The 25,745-nt window shown below is 68.4% G+C and carries 22 protein-coding genes, 3 tRNA genes and 1 other RNA gene; 17 read left to right on the forward strand and 9 right to left on the reverse strand.

Going from position 1 to position 25,745, the window contains the following annotated elements; genetic code table 11:
• Nucleotides 1-73: 73 nt before the first annotated feature.
• The 3 genes from F4560_RS37970 (at nucleotide 74) to F4560_RS37980 (ending at nucleotide 3,512) form a co-directional block, all read left to right on the forward strand.
• Nucleotides 74-3,058 (forward strand): UPF0182 family protein, encoded by a 2,985-nt coding sequence (locus F4560_RS37970; protein WP_312869716.1) that lies wholly within the window; start codon nucleotides 74-76, stop codon nucleotides 3,056-3,058.
• Between the two features lie 94 nt (nucleotides 3,059-3,152).
• Nucleotides 3,153-3,226: transfer RNA gene (locus F4560_RS37975), tRNA-Met, on the forward strand.
• Nucleotides 3,227-3,438: 212 nt separating this feature from the next.
• Nucleotides 3,439-3,512: transfer RNA gene (locus tag F4560_RS37980), tRNA-Met, on the forward strand.
• Between the two features lie 53 nt (nucleotides 3,513-3,565).
• Here F4560_RS37980 and F4560_RS37985 read toward each other — a convergent pair.
• Complete coding sequence (locus F4560_RS37985; protein ID WP_053717392.1) at nucleotides 3,566-3,763, reverse strand: hypothetical protein; 198 nt, start codon at nucleotides 3,761-3,763, stop codon at nucleotides 3,566-3,568.
• 391 nt (nucleotides 3,764-4,154) lie between these two features.
• Between F4560_RS37985 and F4560_RS37990 the strand changes: the two genes are divergently transcribed.
• The 6 genes from F4560_RS37990 to F4560_RS38015 all read left to right on the forward strand — a co-directional run bounded on the left by F4560_RS37990 (nucleotide 4,155) and on the right by F4560_RS38015 (nucleotide 8,920).
• A complete protein-coding gene (locus F4560_RS37990) occupies nucleotides 4,155-4,655 on the forward strand; it encodes a PadR family transcriptional regulator (protein ID WP_077004179.1) in 501 nt (166 codons plus the stop codon).
• Between the two features lie 51 nt (nucleotides 4,656-4,706).
• Nucleotides 4,707-5,807 carry a peptide chain release factor 2 gene (gene prfB, locus F4560_RS37995; protein ID WP_184927885.1) on the forward strand — a complete coding sequence of 367 codons (1,101 nt, stop codon included), beginning with the start codon at nucleotides 4,707-4,709 and terminating at the stop codon, nucleotides 5,805-5,807.
• A 78-nt stretch (nucleotides 5,808-5,885) separates the two neighbouring features.
• Nucleotides 5,886-6,575, forward strand: a complete 690-nt coding sequence (gene ftsE, locus F4560_RS38000) for a cell division ATP-binding protein FtsE (RefSeq protein ID WP_033442048.1) — start codon at nucleotides 5,886-5,888, stop codon at nucleotides 6,573-6,575.
• A 53-nt stretch (nucleotides 6,576-6,628) separates the two neighbouring features.
• Nucleotides 6,629-7,531, forward strand: coding sequence for a permease-like cell division protein FtsX (gene ftsX / locus F4560_RS38005; RefSeq protein ID WP_184927886.1), 903 nt, complete (start codon nucleotides 6,629-6,631; stop codon nucleotides 7,529-7,531).
• 43 nt (nucleotides 7,532-7,574) lie between these two features.
• A complete protein-coding gene (gene smpB, locus F4560_RS38010; RefSeq protein ID WP_033442046.1) occupies nucleotides 7,575-8,051 on the forward strand; it encodes an SsrA-binding protein SmpB in 477 nt (158 codons plus the stop codon).
• A gap of 5 nt (nucleotides 8,052-8,056) precedes the next feature.
• Nucleotides 8,057-8,920, forward strand: coding sequence for an amidohydrolase family protein (locus F4560_RS38015; RefSeq protein ID WP_184927887.1), 864 nt, complete (start codon nucleotides 8,057-8,059; stop codon nucleotides 8,918-8,920).
• Here F4560_RS38015 and F4560_RS38020 read toward each other — a convergent pair.
• Together F4560_RS38020 and F4560_RS38025 are read right to left on the reverse strand one after the other, a co-directional pair.
• Entirely contained in the window at nucleotides 8,907-9,551 is a 645-nt protein-coding gene (locus F4560_RS38020; RefSeq protein ID WP_184927888.1) for a response regulator transcription factor, read from the reverse strand. The two genes, F4560_RS38015 and F4560_RS38020, sit on opposite strands and share 14 nt — an antisense overlap.
• Complete coding sequence (locus F4560_RS38025; RefSeq protein WP_184927889.1) at nucleotides 9,539-10,786, reverse strand: sensor histidine kinase; 1,248 nt, start codon at nucleotides 10,784-10,786, stop codon at nucleotides 9,539-9,541. The genes F4560_RS38020 and F4560_RS38025 overlap by 13 nt, the downstream gene beginning before the upstream one ends.
• 165 nt (nucleotides 10,787-10,951) lie before the next feature.
• Between F4560_RS38025 and ssrA the strand changes: the two genes are divergently transcribed.
• Nucleotides 10,952-11,324, forward strand: a transfer-messenger RNA (tmRNA) gene (gene ssrA / locus F4560_RS38030).
• Between the two features lie 166 nt (nucleotides 11,325-11,490).
• Here ssrA and F4560_RS38035 read toward each other — a convergent pair.
• From F4560_RS38035 to hrpB, 3 genes are read right to left on the reverse strand one after another with little or no spacing between them, the layout of a single operon-like run.
• Nucleotides 11,491-12,102: an alpha/beta fold hydrolase gene (locus tag F4560_RS38035; protein WP_184927890.1), complete on the reverse strand. Its 612-nt coding sequence runs from the start codon at nucleotides 12,100-12,102 to the stop codon at nucleotides 11,491-11,493.
• Entirely contained in the window at nucleotides 12,099-12,524 is a 426-nt protein-coding gene (locus tag F4560_RS38040) for a hypothetical protein (RefSeq protein WP_312869718.1), read from the reverse strand. The genes F4560_RS38035 and F4560_RS38040 overlap by 4 nt, the downstream gene beginning before the upstream one ends.
• A gap of 55 nt (nucleotides 12,525-12,579) precedes the next feature.
• A complete protein-coding gene (gene hrpB, locus F4560_RS38045; protein WP_184927892.1) occupies nucleotides 12,580-14,943 on the reverse strand; it encodes an ATP-dependent helicase HrpB in 2,364 nt (787 codons plus the stop codon).
• 22 nt (nucleotides 14,944-14,965) lie between these two features.
• Between hrpB and F4560_RS38050 the strand changes: the two genes are divergently transcribed.
• From F4560_RS38050 to F4560_RS38070, 5 genes are all read left to right on the forward strand, one after another.
• On the forward strand, nucleotides 14,966-16,066 hold the full coding sequence (locus F4560_RS38050) for a glycosyltransferase (RefSeq protein WP_184927893.1): 1,101 nt from the start codon (nucleotides 14,966-14,968) through the stop codon (nucleotides 16,064-16,066).
• Complete coding sequence (locus tag F4560_RS38055; protein ID WP_184927894.1) at nucleotides 16,059-16,880, forward strand: GNAT family N-acetyltransferase; 822 nt, start codon at nucleotides 16,059-16,061, stop codon at nucleotides 16,878-16,880. The genes F4560_RS38050 and F4560_RS38055 overlap by 8 nt, the downstream gene beginning before the upstream one ends.
• Nucleotides 16,881-16,941: 61 nt before the next feature.
• A complete protein-coding gene (locus tag F4560_RS38060; RefSeq protein WP_312869719.1) occupies nucleotides 16,942-18,249 on the forward strand; it encodes an MFS transporter in 1,308 nt (435 codons plus the stop codon).
• A gap of 64 nt (nucleotides 18,250-18,313) precedes the next feature.
• On the forward strand, nucleotides 18,314-19,069 hold the full coding sequence (locus F4560_RS38065) for a DsbA family protein (protein ID WP_184927896.1): 756 nt from the start codon (nucleotides 18,314-18,316) through the stop codon (nucleotides 19,067-19,069).
• A gap of 127 nt (nucleotides 19,070-19,196) precedes the next feature.
• A tRNA-Ala gene (locus F4560_RS38070) sits at nucleotides 19,197-19,269 on the forward strand.
• Nucleotides 19,270-19,434: 165 nt separating this feature from the next.
• Here F4560_RS38070 and F4560_RS38075 read toward each other — a convergent pair.
• The 3 genes from F4560_RS38075 to F4560_RS38085 form a co-directional block, all read right to left on the reverse strand.
• Nucleotides 19,435-19,926 (reverse strand): hypothetical protein, encoded by a 492-nt coding sequence (locus tag F4560_RS38075; RefSeq protein ID WP_221483789.1) that lies wholly within the window; start codon nucleotides 19,924-19,926, stop codon nucleotides 19,435-19,437.
• A gap of 87 nt (nucleotides 19,927-20,013) precedes the next feature.
• Entirely contained in the window at nucleotides 20,014-20,331 is a 318-nt protein-coding gene (locus F4560_RS38080; protein WP_184927897.1) for a hypothetical protein, read from the reverse strand.
• A gap of 198 nt (nucleotides 20,332-20,529) precedes the next feature.
• Nucleotides 20,530-21,780, reverse strand: a complete 1,251-nt coding sequence (locus tag F4560_RS38085; protein WP_184927898.1) for an IS4 family transposase — start codon at nucleotides 21,778-21,780, stop codon at nucleotides 20,530-20,532.
• A gap of 808 nt (nucleotides 21,781-22,588) precedes the next feature.
• On the opposite strand from F4560_RS38085, the gene F4560_RS38090 reads away from it, so the two are divergent.
• Nucleotides 22,589-24,370, forward strand: a complete 1,782-nt coding sequence (locus F4560_RS38090; RefSeq protein ID WP_184927899.1) for a DUF262 domain-containing protein — start codon at nucleotides 22,589-22,591, stop codon at nucleotides 24,368-24,370.
• A gap of 92 nt (nucleotides 24,371-24,462) precedes the next feature.
• The gene (locus F4560_RS38095; protein ID WP_184927900.1) at nucleotides 24,463-25,689 is read left to right on the forward strand and encodes a DNA sulfur modification protein DndB; all 1,227 of its coding nucleotides are present in this window, start codon (nucleotides 24,463-24,465) and stop codon (nucleotides 25,687-25,689) included.
• Nucleotides 25,690-25,745 lie beyond the last annotated feature (56 nt).

Here is a 25,745-nt window from a genome sequence, read left to right on the forward strand (position 1 = left end):
GGAACCCTCAGCGGCCTCCGTAGAGTTGGACAGAACGTACGAACGCCACTACCGCGATCCAGGAGCGTGCCCCGTGGCCACACGGCCCCCGGTCGGACTGCCCAGGCTGTCCCGTCGCAGCCGCATACTGCTCATCGTCGGTGCGGTGGTCCTGGTCGGTCTGATCACCGGCTCAAGGCTGCTCGGCACCTACGTCAACTGGCTCTGGTTCGGTGAGGTCGGCTTCCGCAGTGTTTACGCCACGGTGTTGGGCACCCGCTTCGGGTTGTTCTTCGCCGCCGGCCTGCTGGTGGGCGGCCTCCTCGCGATCAACCTGATCATCGCCTACCGCACCCGGCCGGTCTTCGTGCCGGTGTCCGGGCCGGACGACCCGGTGGCCCGCTACCGAGCGGTCGTCGGCAAGCGGATCAAGCTGTTCTCGATCGGCCTGCCGGTGCTCGTCGGCCTGATCGCCGGCACCTCGGCGCAGGCCGACTGGCAGTTGCTCCAGCTGTTCCTCAACGCCACCCCGTTCGGCGTGAACGACCCCGAGTTCGGTCACGACATCGGCTTCTACGCCTTCGAGCTGCCGTTCTACACGTGGATCATGGGGTGGCTGTTCATCGCCACGGCGGTCTCGTTCGTCGGCGCGGTCGTGTCGCACTACCTGTTCGGCGGCATCCGGCTGGCCGGCCGCGGCGGGCAGCTCTCCGGGCCCTCGCGCACCCACCTGGCGATCGTGGCCGGCGTGTTCATCCTGCTCAAGGCGGTCGCGTACTTCTTGGACCGGTACACGCTGCTGTTCTCCGACCGCAACGACAAGTTCAACGGCGCGAGCTACACCGACCTCAACGCGGTGCTGCCCGCCAAGCTGATCCTGCTGTTCATCGCGGTCTTCTGCGCCATCGCGTTCTTCGCGGGCGCGGTGTTGCGGAACCTCCAGCTGCCCGCGATCGCGACCGTGCTGCTGGTGCTGTCGAGCATCCTGGTCGGCGCGGCGTGGCCCGCGGTGCTGGAGCAGTTCTCGGTGAAGCCCAACGCCATCGAGAAGGAAGCCGAACCGATCGACCGGAGCATCAAGGCCACCCGACAAGCGTTCGGGCTGACCGATGACAAGGTCGAGAGCAAGCCGTACGCGGGCAAGCAGAACGTCTCGCTGGACGAGCTGAAGAACGACCAGGCGACGCTGGGCAACGTCCGGCTGCTCGACCCGGCCGTCATCTCCAAGACGTTCACCCAGTTCCAGCAGCTGCGGCCGTTCTACGGGTTCCCGGACAAGCTGGACGTCGACCGGTACAAGGTGAACGACCAGCTCCAGGACTACATCGTCGCGGTCCGCGAGCTGAACACCGCGGGCATCCCGTCCGGCCAGCGCGACTGGATCAACCAGCACCTCATCTACACCCACGGCAACGGCATGGTGTTCGCCGAGGCCAGCAGGGTGAACTCGCCCGCGGACGACGGCGGCAACGGCGGCTACCCGGTGTTCGAGGTGGCGCAGGTCGGCCAGAACGGCGAGGTCCAGCCCGGACCGTTCGGCGTGGAGCAGCCACGCACCTACTTCGGTGAGATGGGGACCAGGGCCGACTACGCAATCGTCGGCGGCCGTGGTGAGGGCGCGCCCGGCGAGTACGACACCGACGGCTCGTCGTACACCTACGACGGCAAGGGCGGCGTCCGCATCGGCGGGCTGTTCAACAAGTTCGTCTTCGCCGCCGCCTACGGGGAGCGGAACATCCTGTTCAACTCGGCCGTCGACGAGGACTCGCGGATCATCTTCAACCGCAACCCGCGCGACCGCGTCGAGACCGTGGCGCCGTGGCTGACCGTGGACGCCGACCCGTACCCGGCCGTGGTGGACGGCCGCATCACGTGGATCGTGGACGGCTACACCACGCTCGACAACTACCCGTACGCACGCCGCACGGCGCTGGGTGAGGCCACGAACGACTCGCTGCCGGGTGTCGCGCAGCAGCCGGACCGGGAGATCAGCTACATCCGGAACTCGGTGAAGGCCACTGTGGACGCCTACGACGGCTCGGTGACGCTGTACGAGATGGACCAGCAGGACCCCGTGCTGAAGGCGTGGATGGGTGTCTTCCCGGGCACGGTGAAGGCGAACAGCGAGATGTCGCAGTCGCTGCGGGAGCACCTGCGCTACCCGGAGGACCTGTTCAAGGTCCAGCGGGAGATGTTGTCCCAGTACCACGTGGACAACCCGCGTGACTTCTACTCCGGCGTCTCGTTCTGGGACGTGCCGTCCGACCCGACCATCGACAACGCGACCACCGTCGAGGCGCAGCAGCAGAGCGTCCAGCAGCAACGCGACCGGCAGCCGCCGTTCTACGTGCTGGCGGGTGACCCGACCGGTGACGCGAACAAGGTCAGCTTCCAGTTGACCAGTGCGCTGGTGCGGTTGAACCGGGAGTTCATGGCGTCGTACGTGACGGTCAGATCGGACCCCGACAACTACGGCAAGATCAGCGTGCTGACGTTGAACAACGAGGTCAAGGGTCCGCAGCAGATCCAGACCACGTTCCTCACCAACGGCGAGGTCAGCGGTGAGCTGAACCTGCTCGCCCAGCGTCAGACGAAGGTCGTCTACGGCAACCTGCTGACGTTGCCGGTGGGTGGTGGTCTGCTCTACGTGGAGCCGATCTACATCGAACGGGCCAGTCAGAACACCCAGTTCCCGCAGCTGTTCAAGGTGCTGGTCAGCTTCGGCGACAAGGTGGGCTACGCGCCCACGCTGAGCCAGGCGCTGGAGGAAGTGCTGACCGGCGCCGCGGCCCAGGTGCCCGGTGAGGACACCAACGGGCAGCCGCCGACGTCCACACCGTCCACACCGCCGTCGACCACGCCGGCCGACGGGCAGCAGGGCACGGAGCTCCAGCAGGCCGTGAAGGACATCCAGACGGCCCTGGAGCGGGTGAAGACGGCGCAGGCGAGCGGTGACTTCGCGGAGCTCGGCAACGCGTACAAGGCGCTCGACGAGGCGACCAAGCGGTTCAACACGGCGAGCACGGCGACCACGCAGTCGCCGTCGTCGGTCCAGCCGTCGCCGACACCGACCGGCTGACCTGCGTTGATATCGCGATCGGGTGGCCTGGGACACGTTCCGGGCCACCCGATTTGCATTCCCGTTAACCCTCGGCGTACAGTTCTAATTACAGCGCGGGGTGGAGCAGCTCGGTAGCTCGCTGGGCTCATAACCCAGAGGTCGCAGGTTCAAATCCTGTCCCCGCTACAAAATGGGAAAGCCCTGTTCGCGGATTACGCGAACAGGGCTTTTTCGCATTTACATCGGGGGTCCGACCCCCGAACCCCGGGCAGGCGGGCTTCGCCCCCTGCGCCCCGACCGGGGGCTTTGCCCCTGGACCCCGTGGGTGAGCTGCGGATATGCGGTTAGGGGACCCCGGTGAAAAGGGGTTTTCAGGGCGTGTATAGTTGTCCTTACAGCGCGGGGTGGAGCAGCTCGGTAGCTCGCTGGGCTCATAACCCAGAGGTCGCAGGTTCAAATCCTGTCCCCGCTACGACGTGAAAGGCCCCCGGATTCCGATCCGGGGGCCTTTTGCGTATCCGCTCCTCAGGTCATGTTCTCGGCCCAGTACTGGGCACAGGTGAGTGAGCACACCCGGCCCTCGCCGCTGACCGTGCGGTGCCGGCGGATCTGCTTGCCGCACACCATGCACTCGTCCTTGCCCGCCTGCTCGGGGATCGTGCCGGACGCCCACGCGCGGGCGTTGCGGACTACCTTCGTCCCCGTCGTCCATTTGATGCCCACAGTCGACCTCCCAGTCGAACAAGCCAGTCGAACGACAACCCGCCGTAATGGTCCCACCACCCGACGTGTTCGCCAGGGTGCGGGCGCGACATCACCGGGTTGTGCTATCCGTCGACGGCCCGTTGGGGCGTGCCGGACGCTCCGCGTGACACGGCGCTGCCGTTCGAGTGAACGCAAAAGTGCGGTTTCCGTTGTGGGTCAATGGATTTCCACCCGGCGTGGACAGCCGCGGTCAAGGGGCCGAACGCGTGGTGTTGATCAGCGGGCGGTTACGCAGCGATGCTTCTCGTTGCTCCGCATGGCCCAACTCCGCTAGCCCGTGATCAGCCACAGTGGACAGAACGGCTGACCATTGTGGACAGCGACCGGTGAGCGTGGCACGGTTGGTGGTGTGTCGGACCTGAATGCGACGGCGGCGGCCCTGCTCGGGCTGCTGCACGACGGACCCAAGACCGGTGGCCAGCTCGTGGCTGAGGCCGGAGAGCGCTTCGGCGCGTTCTTCAGCGTCACCCGCAGCCAGGTCTACCGCGAGCTGCCCGCGTTGGCGGACGCCGGCCTGCTGCGCCTCGGCAAGCAGGGCCCCCGTTCCAGCCAGCAGTACGTGCTCACGGCGGCGGGCAAGAAGGCGTTCAAGAACTGGCTGCTCTCCGAGCCGGGACCGGACCACCTGCGCAGCCCGCTGATCCTGCGGCTGGTGCACGCGGGTTCCCTGACCGCGAAACAGCGGCAAGGACTCGTGGACTCCGCCCGCGCGAGCTACGGCGCGGAACAAGAGGCGGCGAAGACAGCCGTCAAGACCGCGGAGGACGCCTATGCCAAAGCGGTCGCCGAATTCGGCCTGGCCCATGCCAAGGCCGTGCTGAAACTGCTCGACGCCATCCCCACGGCCTGAAGCGCGCCCACCGGTCGCGCTCAGCGACCGGTGCCGGCGTAATCTTTGGACGTGAACCCCGACGTCGAAGCAGACATCAAGGACCTCTCCGCCACGCTTTCGAGCATCGAGGCGGTGATGGACCTCGATTCGCTGCGCGCTCAGGTCGCCGATCTGGAAGAGACGGCTGCCCGACCCGACCTGTGGGACGACCAGGAGCAGGCGCAGAAGGTCACCAGCCAGCTCTCGCACAAGCAGGGTGAGCTGCGGCGCATCACGACGCTGCGCGAACGGCTCGACGACCTGTCGATCATGTACGAGCTGGCCGAGGACGAGGGTGACGCGGGCAGCCTCGCCGAGGCGGACACCGAGCGAGCCAAGCTGCGTGACGAGATCTCCTCCCTCGAGGTCCGCACGCTGCTGTCCGGCGAGTACGACGAGCGCAACGCGCTGGTCACCATCCGGGCCGAGGCGGGCGGCATCGACGCGGCCGACTTCGCCGAGATGCTGCTGCGGATGTACTCGCGCTGGGCCGAGCGCCACGGCTACGGCGTCGACGTGTTCGACACGTCCTACGCCGAAGAGGCGGGCATCAAGTCCGCGACCTTCCGCATCACCGCCCCGTACGCCTACGGCACGCTCAGCGTCGAACAGGGCACCCACCGCCTCGTGCGCATCTCGCCGTTCGACAACCAGGGCCGCCGGCAGACGTCGTTCGCGGGCGTCGAGGTGGTGCCCGTGGTCGAGACGACCGACCACGTCGACATCGACGAGAAGGAACTGCGGGTCGACGTCTACCGCTCGTCCGGCCCCGGCGGCCAGGGCGTCAACACGACCGACTCGGCGGTGCGCCTGACGCACATCCCGACCGGCATCGTGGTCTCCTGCCAGAACGAGCGCTCGCAGCTCCAGAACAAGGCCACCGCGATGGCCGTGCTCCAGGCGAAGCTGCTGGAGCGGCAGCGGCAGGAGGAGCAGGCCCGGATGGACGCCCTCAAGGACACCGGGTCCAGCTGGGGCAACCAGATGCGGTCCTACGTGCTGCACCCGTACCAGATGGTCAAGGACCTGCGCACGGAGCACGAGGTCGGGAACCCGTCCGCGGTGCTCGACGGCGAGATCGACGACTTCCTGGAAGCGGGCATCCGCTGGCGCAAGCAGAGCCAGTCCTGATCGGTCAAGCCGCCGTCCGGCCCCGGGAAGAAGGGCGAGACGGAGGCTTTACCCGGGCCGCGAGTACACTCGCCCCTCGTGATTCGCCTCGAACACGTGTCCAAGGTCTACAAGAGCTCCGCGCGCCCCGCTCTCGACAACGTCTCGGTCGAGATGGGCAAGGGTGAGTTCGTGTTCCTCATCGGGCCTTCCGGTTCCGGGAAGTCCACGTTCCTGCGGCTCCTGCTGCGGGAGGAAGTGCCCAGCAAGGGCCGCGTGTACGTGTCGAACTTCGACGTGGCCAAGATGTCCCGGCGCAGGGTCCCCCGCCTGCGCCAGTCCATCGGCTGCGTGTTCCAGGACTTCCGGCTGCTGGCCAACAAGACCGTGGCGGAGAACGTCGCGTTCGCCTTGGAGGTCATCGGCAAGCCGCGCAACACCATCGTCAAGGTGGTGCCCGAGGTGCTCCAGCTGGTCGGCCTCGACGGCAAGGCGGACCGGATGCCGCACGAGCTGTCCGGTGGTGAGCAGCAGCGGGTGGCGATCGCCCGCGCGTTCGTCAACCGGCCGCTGGTGCTGCTCGCCGACGAGCCGACGGGAAACCTGGATCCCGACACCAGCCAGGACATCATGTTGCTGCTGGAGCGGATCAACCGCACCGGCACGACGGTGTTGATGGCCACCCACGACCACTCCATCGTCGACTCCATGCGCCGTCGGGTGGTCGAGCTGGACAACGGCCGGATCATCCGCGACGACGCGCGGGGTGTTTACGGCGTGGGCCGCTGAGCCCGAGGCCGACGGACCCCCTCATCCCCCGACTCTGAGGAACGTTCCCCCCGATGCGTACCAGCTTCGTGTTCAGCGAGGTCGTCACCGGCCTGCGCCGGAACGTCACGATGACCATCGCGATGATCCTCACGACCGCGATCTCCCTCTTCCTGCTCGGTGTCGGCCTCCTGGTCGTCAACATGGTGGGCAAGATGCAGGACGACTACCTCGGCAAGCTCGAGGTGGCGGTCCACCTCACGAACGACATCAGCGCCAACGACAAGGACTGCACGCAGCAGCCGTGCGCGGGCCTGCGCACGCAGCTGGAGGGCACGTCCGGCGTCGAGTCGGTCGTCTACGACAACCGCGACAAGGGCTACGAGCGGTTCAAGAAGGTCTTCGAGTCGCAGCCCGAGCTGGCCAAGCTGGCCCGCCCGGAGGCCATCCCGGCCATGTTCCGGGTGAAGCTGGTCGACGCCGAGCGGTCCGACGTGATCGTGCAGGCGTTCAGCGACAAGGCCGGCGTGAAGAAGATCGACGACCAGCGCGAGGACCTCGACCGGCTGTTCGGCTTCCTCAACGGCGTGCGTGACGCGGCGTTGGCGCTGGCGCTGCTCCAGGCGTTCGCGGCGCTGATGTTGATCTCGAACACCATCCAGGTGTCGGCGTTCACCAGGCGGACCGAGGTCGGCATCATGCGGCTGGTGGGCGCGACCCGCTGGTACACGCAGCTGCCGTTCCTCATCGAGGCGGTGGTCGCGGGCATCATCGGCGCGGTGCTGTCGATCGGGCTGCTCGTGGTGACCAAGGTCTTCCTGCTCAACCGGGTGCTGGGCGACCTGTTCGCGTCCAACATCATCCCGGAGGTGAGCATGATCGAGATCCTGTTCATCTCGCCGATACTGCTGGGCGTCTCGATCCTGATCTCCGCGTTGACGGGCTACGTCACCCTGCGCCTCTACGTCCGCCTGTAGCTGCGTCCGATAACCGCTGGCCTGCTCACGTAAGGTTTCGGTCATGGTCAAGGAACGCGGTCAGAAGGTGATCGCGTCGAACCGCAAGGCTCGGCACGACTACACCATCCTCGACACCTTCGAAGCGGGTGTCGTGCTCGTCGGCACCGAGGTGAAGAGCCTGCGCATGGGCCGGGCGTCCCTTGTGGACGCCTTCGCCCAGGTGGACAACAACGAGATCTGGCTGCACGCGCTGCACATCCCCGAGTACGTGGCGGGCACCTGGACCAACCACGAGGTGCGGCGCAAGCGGAAGCTGCTGCTGCACCGCGGCGAGATCGAGCGGCTGATCGGCAAGACCAAGGAGAGCGGTCTGTCGCTGATCCCGTTGTCGATGTACTTCAAGGACGGCTACGTCAAGGTCGAGCTGGCGTTGGCGCGCGGCAAGAAGTCGTACGACAAGCGGCAGGACCTGGCCAAGCGCGACGCGGATCGGGAGATCCAGAAGGCGCACGGCCGGGCGTTGAAGGGCCGCTACTGAACGGCGTGCCAGGACTTGTCGGCGTGCCCGGATTGGTCGACGTGCACGTGCACTTCATGCCGCAGCGCGTGCTGGACAAGGTGTGGGACTACTTCGACGAGGCGTCACGGCACTACGGCGTCGACTGGGCGATCCGGTACCGGCTGCCCGAGGCGGAACGGCTGGCGGCGCTGCGGTCGTTCGGGGTGGTCGGGTTCGCGCCCCTCGTGTACCCGCACAAGCCGGGCATGGGTGAGTGGCTGACGGACTGGGCGCTGGACTTCGGGTCACGGGTGGACGGCGCCGTGCCGACGGCCACGCTGTACCCGGAGCCGGGCGTCGAGGCGTACGTCTCGCGGGCTCTGGAGGCCGGTGCGCGGTGCTTCAAGGCGCACGTGCAGGTCGGCGGTTACGACCCGCGTTCGCTGGACGGCGCGTGGGGCCTGTTGGCCGAGGCACGGGTGCCGGTGGTCGTGCACTGCGGGCACGGGCCGATCCCGGGGGCGCACACGGGGCTGGACGTGTTCGAGGACGTGCTCCGGCGGCACCCGTCGTTGGTGGCGGTGCTGGCGCACGCCGGGATGCCGGACTACGTGGGCGCGTTGGACCTGGTCGGCCGGTACGACGGCGTGCACCTGGACACCACGATGGTCGGCGTGCCGTTCACGGAGGCGCTGGCCGCCCTGCCGCGGGACTGGGCGGCGCGGCTGGTCGACGTGAGCGATCGGGTGGTGTTGGGCTCGGACTTCCCGAACATCCCGTACGACTACTCCGTGCAGCTGGACGCGATCGAGGGCTGGGCCGCCGCCGACGACCGCCTGGGTGAGCCGTTCCTGCGCGCCGTGCTGCACGACAACGGCGCCAGGCTGCTGGGCATCAGCCCAGGTTGAGGTACGCGAGCACGGCCCGGACGCGGCGGTGCTCGGACGTGCTGGGTTCGAGGCCGAGCTTGGCGAAGATGTTGCCGACGTGCTTCTCCACCGCGCCGTCCGACACGACCAGGGACGCGGCGATCGCGCCGTTCGAGAGACCTTCCGCCATCAGACCCAGCACCTCGCGTTCACGCAGGGTGAGCGAGTCCACCGGGTTGCGCCGCGACCGGGCCATGAGCTGCGTGATGACCTCGTGGTCGATGCTCGTGCCGCCGTCGGCGACCCGGCGCACCGCGGCGACGAAGTCCGCCACGTCGGCTACCCGCTCCTTGAGCAGGTAGCCGACGCCGTTCGCGCCGCCCGCCAGCAGCTCCACCGCGTACCGCTCCTCCACGTACTGGGAGAGCACCAGCACCGGCAGGTTCGGGATGCGCTTGCGGGCCTCGATCGCGGCACGCAGGCCCTCGTCGGTGAACGTGGGCGGCATGCGCACGTCCACCAGGGCCAGGTCGGGCCGGTGTTCCTCGATCGCGGCGAGGAGGGCGTCGCCGTCCTCCACCGCCGCGACCGTCTCGATCCCCTCGTCGGCCAGCAGGCGCTGCACGCCCACCCGCAAGAGGACCGAGTCCTCCGCGATCACCACGCGCACGGCAGCTCCGTCCGGATCACTGTCGGCCCGCCGAGCGGGCTCACCACCACGACCACGCCGTCAATCGTCGCAGCACGGTCCGCGAGGCCCGCGAGGCCACCTCCCGGACGCACCTCGGCGCCGCCGCGGCCGTTGTCCGTGACCTCGACCACCACGGAGTTCTCCGTGCGGGTCACCTTGACGTGCGCCTCGGTCGCGCCGGCGTGCTTGGCGATGTTGGTCAGCGTCTCGGCGACGGTGAAGTACGCGGCGCTCTCCACGGCTGTCGGCGGGCGCGGCTCCACGTCCACGTCCACGGTCACCGGGATCGGGCACCGCGCGGCCAGCGAGGACAGGGCCGGGTCGAGGCCGCGGTCGCCCAGCACCGACGGGTAGATGCCGCGGGCCAGGTCGCGCAGTTCGGAGATGGCCAGCTTGGCGTCGGCGTGCGCCTCTTCGATCAGGTCGCGGGCGGCGTCCGGGTCGGACTCCATCTTGCTGCGTGCCCGGCCGAGGCCCATGGCCACCGACACCAGGCGTTGCTGCGCGCCGTCGTGCAGGTCGCGTTCGATACGCCTGCGCTCCGCCTCGGCCGCTTCCACGCCCCTCGCACGGCTGGCGCTCAGCCGCTGCGTCTCGGCGGACAGCACGCTGTTGCGGGACGGGCCGAGCATGGCCCGTGCGAACCCCGCGTGGCCCCTGGCCATGACCTTGAGCAGTCGGTACGCGATGACGCCGAGCAGCAGGCCCAGCACGCTCACCGGGAGGGCCTTGACGAACGAGTCGATCAGCCACACGTTGCCTTCGCCGAAGTCGACTTCCCACGTGGCGGGCAGCGTGTGCACGTAGAACGGCAGGAACACGGTGGCCAGGACGGTGGACCACAGCGTCACCGTGAGTGAGAACTCGATCACGCCCAAGGGCAGCATCAGGAGCCAGTAGGACAGGTCGCGCCACGTCGCCGGGTCTTTCACCAGCGCTTTCGCTCGACCGCCCAGCCCGTCCGGCAGCGGCCGGTAGGGCGACGGGATGTCGACACCCAGCGTGACGCCCAGCCACGCCCGTTCGGCGCTCGCCGCCGCTCGTGCCAGGACCATCGTCAGCACGCCCAATGGCACGCCGACCCAGATCACCGCGGTGCCGAGGCTGACCGCGCCCAGGGTCACCAGCAGGACGAACCAGAAGATCCCGGTGACCAGGTTGATCAGGAAGTACCCGCTGATCCGGGCGATGTCCGGGTTGACCCGCGTCGTCATGTTCCCCACCTTCAGGCTGATGTACCGGCCCAGCATCGCCCGTCCGGGTGGCCGGAAACCATCAGGTACGCCGGTCAGCGGGGGGTGGGGACAGCCCTACCAACCTAATGGGAATGAACCGGGGTGCGCGGGGCGTTATGCTGTGCGCAGCAAGACCCACGACACGGGGGTGAACGGTTTCGACTTTGTGCGTTGATTCAAGGGAAGCGTGCCGGTGCAGGCGAGAGACCACCGTAAGCGTCATCGCAAACCAATAAGCGCCGAGTCTAACGACCAGCGCGCGTTCGCCCTCGCCGCCTGAGGCTAGGAGCAACGCTGTCGGCCCGGAGGCGCCTCCGCTCCGGTCGCCGGCATCAGCTAGGAGGCTCACCGCCGTCCCCGGCCACGGGGAACGGTTGGGACACTCACAGTGGCTGGGCTCATCACGATGACTTGTCTGCGTGATCATCGGGGCCGAGTAGAGGTGTAGCAGACTGCGCACGGAGAAGCCTTGATGATGCGGCAGAGGACCCGGGTTCGATTCCCGGCACCTCCACGGCCTCGGCCGACCCATGTTCGCGGAACGCGCGAACCGGGTCGGCCGTCGTGGTTTGTGGGGGGTGCGATCCCCACGCCCCGCCCGGCGGGCTCCGCCCCCGGACCCCCGTCCGTACGTGGTTGCGTTGAGCGGTTTCCGGCGGTTGCCCTACTCGTAGGTGGTCGGGTCAGCGGCGGTCGAGGTAGTCCTTGATCAGGGTGGCTACCAGGGTCGGGTTTTCGAAGGCTGCGGCGTGTGAGGTGTCCATGCGGACCACTTCGATGTTGGGCGGCAGGGTGGGCAGGTCTCGGAGCAGGCCTTCGTGGTACTGCTCGAACAGGGTTTGGCCTGGCATGGGTTTCGTGGCGACGGCCAGCAGCATCGGGCAGCGGACGTCGTGGAAGACCTTGAAGCAGTCGAGTTCTTCGATCGCCTGTTGGAGTTCCGGTTGGCCGAAGCCCTGGAAGAGTTCGCGCAGGGCGATGATGTCGTCGGCCACCGCGGTCGGGTCCAGGTAGCGCTGGGGCTGGGTGGGGACGCCGTGGCCGTCGATGTCGATCACCGCCGGGCATTCCGGGTGACGTCTGCCCCACAACGCCGCGACCATGCCGCCCAGCGACATGCCGAGCACGGCCGGGTTGTCGGTGGCGTGTGGTTCGATCCGGTCCAGGACGGAGTCCCAGTCCCACGGGGCTTCGAGCGTCAGCGGGACGATCTCGTGGGCGCCGTCGAGGGCGCTGATCACCGGGTCCCAGTCGGCCGGTGAACCACCCGCGCCGTGCAGTGCCAACACCTTCATGTCGTCAACCTCGCCCTCACCGAGTCGACGGTCACGCCGCCGCCGTCCGCGTTCCGCTCCAACTTCCCGCGCCGCACGAGGTCGTGGACGCCCTGCTTGGTGACGCCGAGCATCGCGCCGGCCACCGAGTACGACACCGCCCGCGTCGCCGGGTGCCCCATCCGCCGCGCCACGACCTGGCCCAACGGCGTGCGCCACCACTCGGCGGGCGGGTCGAACGGCGCGTCACCGGGGTAGAGCGCGCCGACGAGTCTTGCGATGGCGTGCACGGCCGCCGCGTCGTCGTCCCCCTGCATGGCCGCCGCCAACTGGTGGGCCACCTCGTCGGCGCGGGACGGCAGGTCGCCGACGTCGTCGAAGAGGATCTCCAACGGGTCGAGCAGTCGGGTGCGGATGATCGTGGCGATCTGTTCTGCGAGCACTCGCGCCACCTCCTTGACGGCTATCGTCAAGTACTTGACGCATGCCGTCAAGTAGCTAGCGGCGGGCGGGGCGCGCGGTCATCGGGTCCTCGGGCCAGCGGTGTTTGGGGTAGCGGCCCCGCAATTCGGACCTGACCTGCGGGTAGCCGGTCCGCCAGAACGACGCCAAGTCGCCCGTCACGGCGGTCGGCCTGCCCGCGGGGGACAGCAGGTGCAGGACGATCGGCACCCGTCCATCGGCCAACCGGGGCGTTTCGGTCCACCCGAAGACCTCCTGGACCTTCACCGGCAGCGCGGGCTCGGACCCCGAGTAGTCCACTCGGACGCGTGAACCCGAAGGCACCTCCAGCCGGTCCGGGGCGAGCTCGTCGAACCGGGCCGCGGCGGGCCATGGCAGCAACCGGCGGACGACCTGCTCGCCGCTGATCCGCGCCAAGTCCACCTTCCGGCGCGCGTCACCCACGTCCACGACGGCGAGCAGCGACTCGTCGTCCACCGCCGGCCACGGATCGCCGATCACGCGGTGCAGGAAGGCCATCCGCTCACGCGTGCGCAGACCGTCCGCATCCCACCGGAGCAGGCCCAGGCCCTCCGTGCGGAGGCCGTCCGTCAACGCCTGGCGGATCGCCTCGCGGTCGTGCAACGGCTTGCTGGACAACGTGATCGCGCCCAGCTTGCGCAGCCGGTTCGCCACCACGTCACCGTCCCACCGAACGTCGTCCTCCCATGTCAGGAGGGATGCGGCGGCCTTGATGGCGAGTTCTTCGTCGGCCCGCACCGCCAACCTGATCCGACCGTGCGTGCGGCCCGGCTCCCGGTCGGCGATCGCCACTGCCAGCCACTCGGCGTCGGCCAGACCACTGCCCGGCGGCAGTTCCACGGCTGTGCCACCGGCCATCAGGTACAGCGGTGAACCGGGGGAACGCCTGCGCGCCAACCGTTCCGGGTACGCGAGGGCGACCACGAGTGCCGGGTCGGAGGCTTTCCTGGTCGGCGGGTCGTCGACCATCGCGGCCAGTCGGCGCACCTCGGGCGGGTCGGCGTCGCGGACCGCCAACTCGACGCCGGAGTTCGACCGGTCGTCGTCCAGCAGGGCCACCACCGATGCGGCTTGGCGTGCGCCTACGGCCGCCGCGCCGTCCAACAACGCCCGCGCCAGGCGGGGATGCAAGCCGAGGTTCGCCATTCGGCGGCCACGGTCGGTGGCGCTGCCGCTGTCATCCAACGCACCCAGCGCCCGCAGCACCGTCCGGCCAGCGTCGAGCGCACCCGGCGGCGGGGCGTCCCACCAGCCAAGACCGGAACCGTCCGGCACGCCCCAGCACGCCAGTTCCAACGCCAGCCGGGTCAGGTCGGCGGTCCGGATCTCCGGCTCGGGGTAGCGGGGGAGCGTGCTGTGCTCGTGCGCGGGCCAGCACCGGTAGACGCGGCCAGGCGCCTCACGTCCCGCCCGGCCCGCGCGCTGGTCGGCGACGGCGGCACTGACGCGGACCGTGGCCAGGCCGGACAGCCCGCGCCGGTGGTCGACGCGGGAGACGCGCGACAACCCCGAGTCCACCACCGCCCGCACACCCGGCACGGTCAGGCTCGACTCGGCGATCGCGGTGGACAGCACGACCCGTCGTCGTGCACCGGGCCGCAGCGCGTCGTCCTGCGCGGTGGTGGTGAGCCGACCGTGCAGCGGCAGCACGTCCACGTCGTTGCCGAGCAGCGCCGCGCACCGCCGGATCTCCGCCACACCCGGCAGGAACGCCAGCACGTCACCGTCCACTTCGGACAACGCCTGGCGGATCGCGCGGGCCACGGTGTTCTCGACCCGTTCACGGCGCACCGCCGGGATGTGCGCGATGTCCACCGGGAACGTCCGCGCCTCCACCCGGATCACCGGCGCGTCACCGAGGAGCTGCGCCAACCGGTCGGCCGCGACCGTCGCCGAGGTGGCCAGCAGCTTCAGGTCCGGCCGCAGCCCGGCCCGTGCGTCGAGCAGCAACGCCAGCAGCAGGTCCGCGTCCAGGTGCCGTTCGTGGCACTCGTCCAGCAGCACCGTGCCGACGCCCGCCAGCTCCGGATCGTGCTGCAACCGCCGCACCAGCAGACCGGACGTGACGACCTCGATGCGGGTGTTCTTCGACGTCTTCCGGTCTCCCCGCACCGAATAGCCCACGGTCTGGCCGACCGGTTCGCCGAGCAGGCTCGCCATCCGTGCGGCGGCGGCACGTGCGGCGAGGCGACGTGGTTCGGCCACCACGACGCGACCGTCCAGTGCCAACGGCACCAACGTCGTCTTGCCGGTGCCCGGTGGCGCGACCAGCACCGCCGAGCCGTGTGCCGTCAGCGTGTCCGCGATCTCGCCGAGCACCGGTCGGATCGGGAGGTCCGGAAGCTCCGGCAGGTCCGAGGTGAGCCAGTGTCGTCCCATAGGTGTGTGCCATTGTGGACCAATGGGGAAATGGGGTGTCCTCGGCGCGACGGTGGTGTTGGCTCGTGCTGCCGTGGCGATCAAGGTGTGGCAAGAGGTCAAGCGACTGCCTACTTCGACGGTCGACGCCGGGCCGGTCACGGTCGTCGTGCCCGCGCGCAACGAGGAGCAAACGATCGACCGCTGCCTCTCCGGCCTGCGCAAACAGGACTACGCGGACCTGCGGATCCTGGTCGTGGACGACGCGTCGACCGACCGCACGGCCGAGATCGTGCGGCGGCACGCGGAGGAAGACCCGAGGGTGCGGCTGGTCGCCAGTTCCGGACCGCCGTCGGGCTGGGCGGGCAAGGTGCACGCGCTGCACCTGGGCTGCGCGGACGTGGACACCGACTGGCTGCTGTTCATGGACGCCGACACCGAGGCCGCGCCCGACCTGGTCGGACGGCTGCTCGCGGGCGCACGGCGGGACGAGGTGGACCTGGTGTCCACGTCCGGCCGCGGGACCAGGCCGAGCGCCGGGTGGTGGCTGCTGCTGCCGCCGGTGAACCAGCTGCTGTTCGAGACGACGACCGTGGACGGTCGGCGCGGGATGGCGTTGGCCGTCGGGCACTGCATCCTGGTCAGCCGTGCGGCGTACGAACGGTCGGGCGGCTGGGCCGCGATCGCCGGGTCCCGCGCGGACGACGTCGGCTTCGCGACGCTGGTCCGCGACACCGGCGGCCGGACGCGGTACGTGGACGGGGCGGACTCGCTGACCACGTCGGGGATGGACACGTTCGGCGACATGTGGGCGTCGATGCGCAAGAGCATGGTCGCCGGCACGTCGATGTACGCGAAGGGACCGGCCACCGCGTTCCTGTCGCTCGGGTCGACAGGTCTCGCGCACATCGCGTACGGGGCGGTGCCGTTGGTGACGGCGCTGCGCGGGTCCAAGCTCGGGATGCTGGCGTTGCTCGGCCAGTCGGCCGCCGGGTGGATCTTCCTGCGGCGCTCCCGACAACCGCAGGCCGCCGCCGTTCTCGCGCCGTTGTCGTACGTGGTGTTCGGCGCCATGTCGTTGGACGCGGCGTGGCGGGCGTTGCGCGGCACCGCGAAGTGGAAGGGCCGGGACGTGCGTGGTTGACCCGCTGCGCGACCCGGACGATCCGGACCTGCTCGACCCGTACCGGGCCCGTGAGCTGGCCGGACTGGTCGAGGCCGCCCGGTTGGCGTCCGGCGCCGTCCGGTACGGCAAGGTCGGCCGGGTCGGCGTGGCGCAGGTCGTGGTGAACCGGGACAACCCGTTGCCCGGCGGCAACCACGCGTGCGCGGTGTACGGGTCGTCGGCCGAGGTCGCGGGCACGTTGATGCAGTTGGAGCAGACGTTCGCCGACGTGGGGCGGGCGGAGGCCGTGCTGTACGCGTCGCCGACGACGGTGGCCGAGATCGAGGGCATCGCCGACGACACCGGGTGGCACGCGGTGGAGGAGGCGCTGGCCGTGGTGCACCGCGGTGAGGTGCAGCGATCGCCTCTCGTGCGTGCGGCGCGGGACACGGACCTCGAAGGCATCGCCGAACTGCTGGCCGACGACCTGGGCGTGGACGGCCCGCGGCTGTTGCGGCACCTCGGGCAGCGGATGGACGACCCGCGATGCGTGTTCCTCGTGGTGGACGACGGTCCGGCGGGCGAACGGATCGGCGGGTTCGCGTCCGGGTTCGGCGAGCGCCGGGTCGGGCTGGTGGAGCACGCGGTCGTGCGGCCGGCACGGCGTCGACGTGGGCTCGGCGGTGCGTTGGTGAGCGGCGTGGTGACGGCGTTGCGCGAGGCAGGGGCGCTGTTGGTGGCCTCGCACGTGGCCGAGGGCGGCGCGGGGGAGCGGTTCGTGGAGGCGTGCGGTTTCGACGTCGGTTATCCGGTAACCGCCTATGCACGCAGGGTCGACGAGCTACTCGATTGAGAATTTAGTTGCTGTACCGCATATCCTTAGCACAGCTAACGGAGATCGGAAGGGGCGCACAGTGCTGGGGTCCGATGCGAAGGTCAAGGCACGGCTGCCCAGCGAGGTGTGGGTCCTCGTCGTGGCGAGCTTCATCATCGCCCTCGGCTTCGGCATCGTCGCACCCGTCCTGCCCGCGTACGCCAAGAGCTTCGACGTCGGCACGTTCGCCGTGTCCGCCGTGGTCAGCTCGTTCGCGCTGGTCAGGCTGCTGTTCGCGCCGATGAGCGGCCGGCTGGTGAACCGGTTCGGCGAGACGTGGGTCTACATCGTCGGCATCCTCATCGTGGCGCTCGGCACCGGCGCGTGCGGCTTCGCCACCGCGTACTGGCAGCTCATCGTGTTCCGGTCGTTCGCGGGCATCGGCTCGACCATGTTCACCGTCGCCGCGGTCGGCCTGCTGATCCGGATCACCCCGGCGGCGTTGCGCGGCCGGGCGTCCGGGCTGTGGGCCACCGGGTTCCTGCTCGGCAACATCGGCGGCCCGATCGTCGGCGCGGCGCTGGTGGAGATCTCCATCCAGGTGCCGTTCGTGACGTACGCGGGCGCGTTGGTGGTGGCCGCGCTGGTCGTCTGGTGGTACCTGCGCACGTCCACGCTCGCCGCGTTGGACAGTTCGAACGAGAACGCGTTCATGCCGATGCGCGCGGCCGTGCGGCTGTCGGCGTACCGGGCGGCGTTGGCCTCCGGGTTCGCCAACGGCTGGGCCGTGTTCGGCGTGCGGATCTCGTTGGTGCCGCTGTTCGTGGTCGAGGCGCTGCGCAGCACACCCGCCATCGCGGGCATCTCGCTGTCGGTGTTCGCGGCCGGCAACGCCGCCGTGCTGATGATCTCCGGGAAGCTGTCCGACTCCATCGGCCGCAAGCCGGTCGCCATCGCCGGCCTCGCCGTGTCCGCGATCGGCACGGTGTGGCTCGGCTTCAGCGGCGACGTGCGGATGTTCATGGTGGCGTCGCTCGTCGCGGGCATCGGCGCGGGTCTGCTCAACCCGCCGCAGAACGCCGTCGTGGCCGACGTGATCGGCGCCAAGGCCAGGGGTGGTCCGGTGCTCGCCGGGTTCCAGATGGCCGCCGACTGCGGCGCCATCATCGGCCCGCTGCTCGCCGGTGTGCTGGTGGACCAGTTCTCGTACCAGGCCGCGTTCACCCTGACGGGTGCCATGGCGGCGGTGGCGCTGGTGTTCTGGGTCTTCGCGCCCGAAACCCTGCCGCGAGAGGAAGAGACGCACGTCGCGGCGGAGGTGGCCGGTGAGTCCGGGTGCCTGCACGAGGGGCCCGAGGTGCCGGTCGGCGAGCGCGTGGCGGGACGTCCCCGTCAGCCGGACGCGTGACCACTCAGGTTCCGCTCAGCATCGCTCGGTAGCCTCGCGCGAGGGTGACCGGGAGGATTTGGCTGTGGGTGGCGCGGAGCGCAACGCTCGGAAGAAGAAGCAGCAGCAGCGGGCGACGACGGCGGTGAGCGCTGCGCGCGGGGCGTCCGGCGACCGTTCCAAGGTCGTCATCGGGATCGTGGTCGTCGCGGTGCTCGCGGTGGCCGTGATCGGTGGTGTGATCTGGTCCAAGTCCGGCGAGAAAGAACCACTGGCCGTGCCGCAGGACGTCACCGGCGTGTCCGCGCCGATCGTGCGCGAGGGCGGCGCCGTCGTGGTGGGCAAGGACAGCGCCAAGGCCACCATCGACCTGTACGAGGACTTCCTCTGCCCGGCGTGCGGCACGTTCAAGAAGGCCTACGGCGACGAGATCAAGCGGGAGATCGAGGCCGGCACCCTCAAGGTGAAGTACCACGCCCTGCCGTTCCTGAACAAGTACTCCGATCCGGAGGGGTACTCGCGGGACTCGGCGAACGCGGCGCTGTGCGCGGCCGACGAGGGCAAGTTCTGGGAGTACCACGAGACGTTGTTCGCGAAGCAGCCCGAGGAAGGCGGTCCGGGGCACACCAAGGAGGAGTTGGTGAAGCTCGGCACGGACCTCGGGATCACCGGTGACACGTTCAAGCAGTGCGTGGAGAGTGGGGCGCACGAGGCGGACGCGCAGGCCGAGTTGGACGCCGTGAAGGCGGGCGGGAACTTCGGCGGCACGCCGACCGTGATGCAGGACGGCAAGATCGTGGACTGGGACGACGAGGACTGGCTGACCAACCTGGTCAAGTAGGGCCGGACGTCGGTCTAGCTGCCCGGATGCCGGGCGGGACCCCCCGATTTCGTCCGTGCGGGGGCGATGTTGTACGGTATTGCCACACGAGAACGGCGGCCCCAACCGCCGGGAAACGTACAGGCACGGGGCTGTGGCGCAGCTGGTAGCGCATCACACTGGCAGTGTGAGGGTCAGGGGTTCGAGTCCCCTCAGCTCCACAATTGACACAGCATGCGAAGGGCGGGGGCCGGGTCACCGGTTCCCGCCCTTCGGTGTTGGTGGCCCCTGAACGCGCGGTGCGTTATGGGTACGCCCCTGGTTCCGCCGGGGCGAACTCGTTCCGTGACTCGATGGACATGCCGTATCACCCTTGTGCCGTCGCGTCATGTGCCAGGTGAGTCCCAGGTCGCCCGCAAGTCGGCGCACTGGACGAAGATCGTGCCCCCGGTCAGCTTCACCTCGTGGGTGCAGCCTGTCGCCGCCGGCAGGATCTCATCGAGCTGGAGGTCGCCGAGACGGCGGCTCTCCGGCCAGACCTTCGTCCCGGGCTTCGACTCGTCCACCTCGACGTTGAAACGCGTGACCCCCTCATAACGGATCACCAGACCGCTGTCGTGCTTGAACCGGTTCGGTTCGAACTCGATCACTGCCGTCACTTGGTCGTGGCCTGCCTCTCGGATCGTCACGGCGCCAACGGCCAGGTCCTTGACGCACCGCACCGATCCGAAGTCGTAGTGATCGGCATCGGTTGCGAAGGCCGCGGCGCCGGTCGGCAGTTGTGGTGCCAAGTCGGGCAGAGCACGCAAATAGGGCTCCGGGTCGAGCATGTTCACAGGCCACGGGTCCCGCTCGAACCCCACGCTGACGAACCTCACCCACAACCTCCACGTCTTGTGGTGAACGGGCGCTTCCGCGCGTCACCATTGATGTCTTCGGTGTCGGTAGCCCCGATGGGCGGTTCGCTACGGGCGCGCTCGCGGTTCCGCCGGGGCGAACTGGTCGATGTCGTCCAGGGCGTCCTGGGCTGTCCCACCCACAACGGGGTCGGACAGCAGGGTGCGCAAGGTGGGCACCACGGTCCCTCTGGTGATCTTGCCGTGGATGCGTGCCAGGTGGCCGAGGCAGGTCGTCGCCAGCAGACGCAATCGGACGTCGTACTTCGGAGCCAGGTGCTCCAGCAGGATTGGTTCCACCCAGTCGCCGTCGGGGTCGTCGTAAGTCAACTCGAGCAGTGCCTGGTTCGCCACCTGCGGGTCGCCCGTCCTGATGTCGGCGAGCATCTCGGCCCGCCAGCGCTCGTCGACGTCAATGCCGCTTAGTTAGTGATCTTGCCGAAGAGGTGGATGCCAGGTGGCCGGTCGTAGCGGGTGCCTGTGTGGTGCGCGCGTTTGATCAGCTTGCTGCCGACGTTGCTGCGTTTGACCACGCGTGGGTAGGAGCGGTGGCGGCGGCCCCGGGCGCGTCGGTGTCGGATCTCCTCAAGCGTCTCGATGATCGCGTTCTTCAGGCGGTGAGGGGGAAAAACCCGCCTGGTTGGTGACCTGGCGGCGCACAGCGTTGAGACTTCGGACGAAGGACAACCCGTCGACGTCGAGCCCGTCGTCCGGACCGAGGCCCTCGGCGGCCTCCAACATCAACGCCCGCACCGCGTAGTGGGTCAGCAGCAACGCCCAGATCTCCTGCCGGACCAACTCCGGGGACTTCGACCGCAGCACCCTGCCATGCGGCATCTGATGGGTCTCGATCTCGTCCAGGGTCAGCTCGAACTCCCACCGCTGCCGATACAGCACCGCCAACTCCACCGCCGGCGCCACCTCGCGATCCATGATCGACACCACCAGGCGGATCATCTCGGGCTGCCCGCCGCGGTCGGTCACCGAGTACTCCACCACCCGCACCGGCAACCGCGACCCCTCCGGCGCCCGCGACCGCTTGCCCCGCTTCAGGTCCGCCTTGACCTTCGAGGGCAGCAGCTCACTGCGGTAGGACCCGTCGGGAAGCCACCCCAACACCGGCAGGTCCACATCGTCACGGACCCGCCACACCAATTGCGCCCCGCTCCGGCGCGCCCGCTGCCACAAGTCGTAGGAGAACACACCGCGATCGGCCAGCACCAGCATGTCCGGCTCGAACGCCGCCACCAACCGCTCGCACAAGCCGCGTTCCTGCACCCGCCAGGAATCCAACTCCGCCGCCACGATCGCATGCGTGCCGCACTCGCCCAGCCCCATGATCCGCACCTGCGGAAACGGGCTCTGCCCGCCCTTGTGCGGCTTCTTGCCGAACTCGGCCACGTTGGCCGCCGTGTCGGGCAAGTCCAGCACGACACCGTCGACCGCCATCACCCGCCACCCGTGAAACCACGCCCCCCGCGTTCCGGCATGGGCCATCGGCACCGCCACCCGGTCGAACAGCACCCGCAGCGGCGCCTCGCCCAACCGCCCCCGCGCCTGGGAGATCGCCCCCGTCGTGGGCACCGTCCACCCCTGCCGCCACGTGCCCAGAAACCGCAGACCGTCGACCAGCTTGCGCATCACCTCTTCGTAACCGTCATCGAAGAACAGGCACAGCGCCAGCACGTAGTAGACGACCACCCGCGCGGGCAGCAGACGCGACCGCCTCTCCCGACGCCCCGTTTCCGCGAGCACCTCGTCCACCAGATCCCGGTCGAACACACGGGCCAGCACACCGATGCTGATCCCATCGGTGAAACGGCGAGCAGACGGCACTGATCAACAGTACTGCCAACCAATCCACTCGCCTCAACCCGCACACCAAGGCCACTAACTAAGCGGCATTGTCGTCGACGTGGTCCGACGGGTTCATCTCAGCGGTCACGGGCCGATTCTTCCTTCACGGTCTTCTCTCGTCGACCGGTTTGCGGGTTGACGGCCTTGATCAGCAGCTCAGGCCCTTGAACAGCCACAACGGAGTTCTCATGCTGTGTAGTCAGGTCCACAAGTTAATAGCTTGACTGATTCGCCCGCTGACCTGCGGTAATGCAGGTGGCGGGCGATCTTGCTTTTAGATCCACTGTGGACTGCGGCGGCCTGTCTGGAGCAAATCTGGAGCAGGCGGTCGCTCCGCACGAAATGTTGTCAGCCGTGTGCTCCAGGTCTCACTAGCCCGGTTGGGTGGAACCGCCAAAGAACTTTGCGGTCTCCGTAGCCGCCGTCAATGTTCGGCGCTGGCGCAATGACCCCAGGGTGGTCCGGTGCGGCCGTCAGCGGGCGCCTGGTGCCCGAACCCGCGGTTGGCGACGCGGCTGGACCTGTTCGTGTGAGTATCTCGGAGGGCTGCGTGGCGCCGGGCGAGTTCGTCCGGGACCGCGTGGCTCTTCGCGTCCACAGCCGAGGGCGCAGTGTGATCAGCTAAATCTCGGTGGTCTACGTGCGTTCGAAGGCCTTCTCCACGTCGGGTTTGATGGAGTTGCAAAGATATGACTGACACTCACATAAATGGTGTGGGGTTTGGAGAAACCTTTTCGTCCAATTACGCGATACAGCCCTCGACAGCACAGCGAACGGGGTGGTCCATATGGGCGTCGAGGCCTTCGGTATCGAGAAGGAGTTCCTGAAGGACCTGCTCACCCAGGTGGACAAGGGGGAGGCGCAGCTCCCCGAGTTCCAGCGAGGGTGGGTCTGGCCCGACCGAAACATCGCCAGCTTGATCGCCTCGATCTCTCTGGGCTACCCGGCGGGCACTGTGATGATGTTGAAGCAGGGTGGCGACGTCCGCTTCAAGACCAGGTCCGTCGAAGGAGCGCCGCGAGCCAGCGCCGTGCTCGACCGGCTGATCCTGGACGGGCAGCAGCGGTTGACCTCGCTGTACCAGTCGCTGTTCCGCGACGCCCCGGTGGAAACCCACGACGTCCGCGGCAACACCACACGCGGCTGGTTCTACATCGACATGGAGAAAACCCTTCTCGGCGACGGGGACCGTGAGGAGGCCGTGGTCTTCGTCCCCGAGACCAAGGTCCGCGTGGACTTCCGCGGGCAGGCCCTGTTGGACCTGTCCACGCCGGAGCAGGAGTTCACGCACCGCATGTTCCCGTGCACCGCTGTGTTCAGCTCGATGCAGTGGATGATGAGGTTCTTCCAGCACTCGCCCGAGCGCCAGTCCGAGAACCTGGCGCTGTGGAGCAGGTTCCACGAGGCCGTGGTCAAGCGGTTCGAGCAGTATCAGCTGCCGGTGATTGAGCTGGGCAAGAGCACGCCTCGCCAGGCGGTGTGCCAGGTCTTCGAGAAGGTCAACACTGGTGGCGTCACCCTGACCGTCTTCGAGTTGCTGACCGCCACCTTCGCGGCCGACGACTTCGACCTCCGCCAGGACTGGACCGACTGCCGGGCGCAGTGGGCCGGCAGCAAGTACGGCATCCTCTCTGAGGTCGCCAACACCGACTTCCTGCAAGCGGTCACCCTGCTGGCTACGTACGAACGCCACCGGGCCGCCATCGAGACCGGTCGGGACGAAGCCACCGTCCCGCGCATCGGCTGCCGGCGGGCGGACATGCTCAACCTCACCCTCCCCGAGTACCGCAAGTGGGCGCCCGCGGTGACGGACGGCCTCAAGTCCGCCGCCCAGTTCCTGCACTCGCAGCACATCTTCGACACCCGGTTCCTGCCCTACGGCAGCCAGCTCATTCCCATGTCCGCCATCTTCAGCCTGCTCGGCACCAAGGCCGAGACCGTCGGCGCGCGGCAGAAGATCTCGCGCTGGTACTGGTCCGGTGTGTTCGGGGAGCTCTACGGCGGCACGACCGAAACACGCTTCGCGCGCGACGTGCCCGAGGTCGTGGCCTGGGTGACCAGCCAAGGCGACGAACCCCGGACCGTCCATGAGGCCCAGTTTTTCTCCAGTCGCCTTTGGTCGCTGCGGACCCGCGGCTCCGCCGCCTACAAGGGCCTCTACGCACTGCTGCTCAAAGTAGGGCCGGTCGACTGGGGCACCGGGTCCGACATGTCCGACGAGAACTACTTCGACAACGCCGTCAACATCCACCACGTGTTCCCCAAGGCGTGGTGCGAGAAGCAGGGGATCAGCCCCGCCGACTACAACTCCATCGTCAACAAGACGCCGCTGACCGCCCGCACCAACCGAATCATCGGCGGGCGGGCACCTTCCGTGTACCTGCGCGGACTGGGCAAGACCGCGGACGCCACGCCTGAACAGGTCGACCGGAACGTGCAGTCGCATCTGATCTCGGCCATCGACCTGCGCAACGACGACTTCGATGCCGCGATGAGGGCTCGACAGCGAGCTCTGCTCGCTGTCATCGGCGAAGCCATGGGTAAAGGCGCGCAGATCGACACCGAATAATCGACTCGCTCGATCGTCTCGCCGTTCATCCTCCTCTGTCAGTGCGACTGAATTTCACCATCGGTCTGGCTAGCAATTGAAGGGCAACACCCATGAACATGACCATGCCAACCAGCGCTGTCGAAGGAATCCGGCTGACGGTCACCCCGTTCCGTCCGGACGCGGTGATCGGCACGATGGGGTTGCCCACGCTCCTGCAACTCGTCCCCTCGCCGAAGACGGAGGAGGATGCCCGCGCGCTCAAGTACGCCTCGGGCGTCCTGCGCAGGCACGCAGAGGTGAGAGGCATGGTGCAGCGGATGTTGAAGGCCACCCAGAAGGGGCGCAACGTTACTTCCTACGCCTCCTACATCGCTTCCGGTGTGAACGGCGATCACGGCGCCGCCTGGTCCACCCCGCCGATCACGCTGTGGCTGGACGGCCAACCGGGCGCGATCGGCGATGAGCTCGTGCCGGGGACAGGGATCCGCACCATCACCGTCGCCGCGGGTTCACCGGTCGTCGCCATCGATGGGGAAACGCAGGTGACCGCCTGGCACGAGCTGTACGACGACCCGGCGCGCTTCGGCTGCGCCTACGAGAAGCTGGACGCGGTTCGCGTGCCGTTCGAGTTGTACTTCGGGCTGAGTGTCGAGGACGCACGGCAGATCTTCTACGACCGCAACGTCGAGGGCGTGCCGGTGGCCAAGAACCTGGCCATGTCCATGGATCAGCGAGACATCGGCACGCAACTCGCCCATCGCGTCGCCGAGGCCGTCAAGGTCGAGCACGAGGGCAAGATTGTGCCGTTCAGCAAGCTGGTGCAGGCGCGCAAGCGGCAGCTGACCAAGCTCGATCCAGAACTCGTCACCCTTTCCGCCCTGCGCGTGCTGGTGATCACCGCGTTGCACGGACGCGGGGGACTGGCGCTGTCCTCGTCGACCGTCCACGAGGACGACCTGCCCGGAGGAGTCACGGTCAGGCAAGCGGAAGAACAGCTCGTTCCACTCCTGTCTCGGGCCATCAGTGCCCTGTACCCGCACTTCGCCGCCAGGAGCGCCATCTCGGCGCCGGCTGTACTTGCAGGACTGGGGATCGCCGCCCACCAGGCCACCGGATGGGCCTCTTCGGGAAGGCTGCTGACAGCCGACGAACTCACCGAACTGCTGGAGTCCGTGCACTGGGAGCGCGAAGCACGCTACTGGGACGGTGTCGCCGCCAGTGCCAACGCCAGTGGAGTGCTCAACTTCGGTGGGGGCGCGAAGGACTCCGGCGGTCGTGTCGCAGACGCCCTTTTGCACCCCGACACCGAGTACGGGCGCAAGATCCGAGGCTGGTAACCAACTGTCTGAACAAAACTTCTGCCGGAGGAGGGCGACGCGTTCGAACCGCCGCT

This window comes from Saccharothrix ecbatanensis (assembly GCF_014205015.1).
GTDB lineage: Bacteria > Actinomycetota > Actinomycetes > Mycobacteriales > Pseudonocardiaceae > Actinosynnema > Actinosynnema ecbatanense.